Origin of the sequence: Arthrobacter sp. TB 26 (genome assembly GCF_000427315.1) — a bacterium.
GTDB lineage: Bacteria > Actinomycetota > Actinomycetes > Actinomycetales > Micrococcaceae > Arthrobacter.
This window is the reverse complement of sequence record NZ_AUPJ01000206.1, coordinates 1-3,532: the sequence shown is the minus strand read 5'-3', so window position 1 is coordinate 3,532 and position 3,532 is coordinate 1. Positions and strand designations below refer to the sequence as shown.

General features: G+C 60.0%; 6 protein-coding genes. 3 read left to right on the top strand and 3 right to left on the bottom strand.

The window, feature by feature from the left end:
* Positions 1–265 precede the first annotated feature (265 nt).
* On the top strand, positions 266–532 hold the full coding sequence (locus K789_RS0107335; RefSeq protein ID WP_024366196.1) for a hypothetical protein: 267 nt from the start codon (positions 266–268) through the stop codon (positions 530–532).
* A gap of 390 nt (positions 533–922) precedes the next feature.
* Entirely contained in the window at positions 923–1,174 is a 252-nt protein-coding gene (locus K789_RS0107330) for a hypothetical protein (protein ID WP_024366195.1), read from the top strand.
* Positions 1,175–1,238: 64 nt separating this feature from the next.
* Here the strand turns inward: K789_RS0107330 and K789_RS0107325 are convergent, their stop codons facing one another.
* Genes K789_RS0107325 through K789_RS0107315 form a run of 3 tightly spaced genes read right to left on the bottom strand, consistent with a single transcriptional unit; the run spans position 1,239 to position 2,035 of the window.
* Positions 1,239–1,418, bottom strand: a complete 180-nt coding sequence (locus K789_RS0107325; RefSeq protein WP_024366194.1) for a hypothetical protein — start codon at positions 1,416–1,418, stop codon at positions 1,239–1,241.
* Positions 1,419–1,457: 39 nt separating this feature from the next.
* Positions 1,458–1,694: a hypothetical protein gene (locus K789_RS25375; protein ID WP_024366193.1), complete on the bottom strand. Its 237-nt coding sequence runs from the start codon at positions 1,692–1,694 to the stop codon at positions 1,458–1,460.
* Positions 1,691–2,035 (bottom strand): terminase, encoded by a 345-nt coding sequence (locus tag K789_RS0107315; RefSeq protein ID WP_024366192.1) that lies wholly within the window; start codon positions 2,033–2,035, stop codon positions 1,691–1,693. The genes K789_RS25375 and K789_RS0107315 overlap by 4 nt, the downstream gene beginning before the upstream one ends.
* Positions 2,036–2,202: 167 nt before the next feature.
* Between K789_RS0107315 and K789_RS0107310 the strand changes: the two genes are divergently transcribed.
* Positions 2,203–3,495: an IS256 family transposase gene (locus tag K789_RS0107310; protein ID WP_024366175.1), complete on the top strand. Its 1,293-nt coding sequence runs from the start codon at positions 2,203–2,205 to the stop codon at positions 3,493–3,495.
* Positions 3,496–3,532 lie beyond the last annotated feature (37 nt).

Here is a 3,532-nt window from a genome sequence, read left to right as displayed (position 1 = left end):
CCGCCGTCGCGCAATCCTTTGAGGGAAAGCCGCTGGTGGCTAGACGCCGTAGTACAGCTCGAAGTCATCCAGGGCTAACGGCGGGTGTTGAAACCGTCTAGTTTCCGCGGGTTTTCAGGCTTTTTAGGGTTGGGCTTACATGGCCTGAATGGGCGGTTTGCGGACTTCTTGCGGACTTTTTGCGGACTAACCTCGGTCGAAAGGAGCAGGCGGACTTTTCCTAGTAGTACCCTCGACACCACCACAACAGAAGCAGGTATCAGCCATGAATAACACAGCACTTTCCCCCGCACCTCCTGAGGGCTTCGTCCAGGCAATGGACCCGATACAGCAGGACTTGCCGGCAGACTACTACGACGGGCCGACTGAAACTGGCGACGGGTGGCAGATCGAAACGACATACACGGTCGAGCACGGCGTCGAGTTCGAGTTGAATGCCGACTATTCGCAAGGCGGAATGACGCCGGCTCAGGCAATCGCGGCGGGAACTGCCCTGGCTGCCCTTGCTAGCAAGTACGCCGTGACCGCCTGACAGCGTTCTAAGCCCCTAGGAACTGCCCCGCCACCTGTCATTGGTCCGGGGCTTTTCTGTGCCGTCAGCGGTTAATCCGCCGCGCCTCCAGGAACTCTTCAAAGTTTCTTGGCAAGCTCAACTTGTCCGGTCCGTTCTCTGTGGCTGTGAACCATGCCCCGGCGACTGGCGCACCGGCCCTCACTACCTCCGGTATCAGGTCACCTGGCACTTCATTTAGCGGATTGCTGACTAGGAGTCTGGCCTGAGTCGCACCAGAAAGCCGATCCCACCATGCCTGCGGTTCTGGAAAGTTCATCATGGGGTGAGCATAACCCAGTGAGTATTTAGCGCACCCGTGCTGTTTCCCGCTTCATTGCTTACCTGTGAGGACCATGGTTAGATCAGCGCATGGGGATTAAATTGGGGAAAAACGGTAAACTTCCGGGCGAAAACATCATTCAGACAGGGCTTGTCTTCTGTTTCCTGGGGGTGGTGTTATACATAATTTCCGGAGTCGCCGGCGCGATAAACGGATTCACGCTGCTTGGCGGCGGCATCCTGGGGCTGCTCATCATCTGCGTGGGCTACCTGAAACGCATATCGGCAGTGCTCATGGCTTCAAATGAGGTAACAGCCCTGGCGCCTGCCGCCAAGGTCTAAGCCAGAGCCCAAACACAAAAGCGGCCCCGAACCTCCTTAGAGATTCGGGGCCGCTTTGTTGCTTCTAGTCTGTCAGTTCGCCTTTACGCGGTCCGGCGCCTGCCACTGTGGCGTAAGCCCGTGCAAGCAGTTCGAGCGGCTCTGCGGCGCCGCTGGCTTTCGGCGCTGCCTCTGTGATGGCTTTGAGTAGTGCGGCCTTTGCGGTGGCGGTCAGTGCTTCAATAGACGCTGTTTCTTCAGGCACAATGGCCCCTTTCATGATTGTTTGCTAGTACGTGGTCAATCAAATCAGGTGTTTAGCTTCGCTCCATGGCTGATCCGGGATGAGTTCACAATGGGAATTCAGTTGCTCGGCACCGCCGGGAAGGTTAGCTTCGGCCCACTCCCTGCGGGCCGTCTCCCATGCTTTCCAGCACTGATAATCGGAGCCGCTGCCCCACTCGCTCGGCTCGAATTGATCCAGCCAGGACGGGTAATTGCTGCCGTCTATGGCCTTTTCTTCCTTCTGCCGGCGCCTCATCTGACAGCCGAAATCTGGCGGACGCCGGAGCGCTTCTGCGGTGATCTGCTGGCCTCCTGTTCATCCTCCAGTGGGATCCTAAGGCTTGCCACAAGCTTGGCGAGGGTCACGCGCTGCTGTCGGGCCTCGACAAGCGCGGGGTGAGCCCTCACGCCCTGCGGGGACACGTTAGTGACGCCCTCATCCCTTACGATCTTTTCGAGCGCGTCCAGGGCGTCCACAGTCCGGGAAGCTTCCAAGAGGATAGATAACTCATGCTCCCCTAACTCGTATTCATCCGTGACAGAGCGCCACAATTTCCGGCCGCCGGTCTTCAATCCAGCCGGTGTCTTGTGTTCCATGACAGTCCTTTCAAGGTGGTTTTGAGGGGCAGGCCGCCTCGATAACGGGGCAGCCTGCCCTATAGGTCGATTGATCCAGATCCCCGGAGAGAGAAATGGGACTGTGTAAATAACGGTGTATCCGGCTCGACACGCCGGGCGGTGAGCCTGGCGGGGAGGAGCCCGATATGGCCGCAACACTTGAGGCTGTGCCGAGTACCAAGACCGTTGAAAAACTGACAGACACTTCCGAGGTCGATGCCGCCCGTGAGCTGGTGAGGATGGCCAAGGAACAGGGCCTGGCGCTGACCGGCCCTGATGGGCTGCTCAAGCAGTTGACCAAGACCGTCATCGAGACCGCGCTGGATGAGGAATTAACCGAGCATCTCGGTTATGAAAGGCACGATGCGGCGGCCAAGGACACTGCCAACTCGCGCAACGGCACCCGGTCAAAGACCGTGCTGACGGAGACGACCGGCCCGGTGCAGATCGATGTTCCGCGGGACCGGGAGGGCACGTTCGAACCGAAGATCGTCGCCAAGCGCCAGCGGCGGCTGACCGGGGTCGATGAGATGGTCCTCTCGCTCTACGCCAAGGGCCTGACGACCGGGGAGATCAGCGCCCATTTCGCCGAGATCTACGGCGCCTCGGTGTCCAAGGAGACGGTCTCGCGGATCACCGACCGGGTGCTTGAAGAGATGGCCGCGTGGCAGAACCGGCCGTTGGATGAGGTCTACGCGGCGATCTTCATCGACGCCATTGTCGTCAAGGTCCGGGACGGGCAGGTCGCCAACCGCCCTGTCTATGCCGCTATTGGTGTCACTCTGGCCGGGGAGAAGGACATCCTGGGCCTGTGGGCCGGCACTGGCGGGGAGGGCGCGAAGTTCTGGATGAGCGTGCTCACCGACATCAAGAACCGCGGCGTGAAGGACAGCTTTTTCCTGGTCTGCGACGGGCTCAAGGGCCTGCCCGAGGTCGTGGCGAACGTGTGGCCGCTGACGACCGTCCAGACGTGCATCATCCACTTGATCCGCAACACCTTCCGGCTGGCCTCGAAGCAGGACTGGGATGCGCTCAAACGGGATGTGAAGCCGATCTACACAGCCGTGAACGCCACGGCGGCCCGGGCAGCGTTCGAGGAGCTGACGGAGCGCTGGGGCAGGAAATACGGGGCGATCGTGCGGCTCTGGGAAAATGCTTGGGAGGAGTTCATCCCCTTCCTGGACTACGACGTGGAAATCCGGCGCGTGATCTGCTCGACCAACGCGATCGAATCGTTGAACGCCAGGTACCGGCGCGCCGTCAAGGCCCGGGGTCATTTCCCGACCGAGCAGGCTGCGCTAAAGTGCCTGTATCTGGTCACCCGATCCCTCGATCCGACCGGTGCCGGCAGGACCCGATGGACAATGCGCTGGAAGCCCGCTTTGAACGCCTTCGCCATCACTTTCAGCGACCGATTCCCGGCAGCTGAAAACTACTAAAACAAACCGCCGGATACACCGTTTATGAGATAGTCCC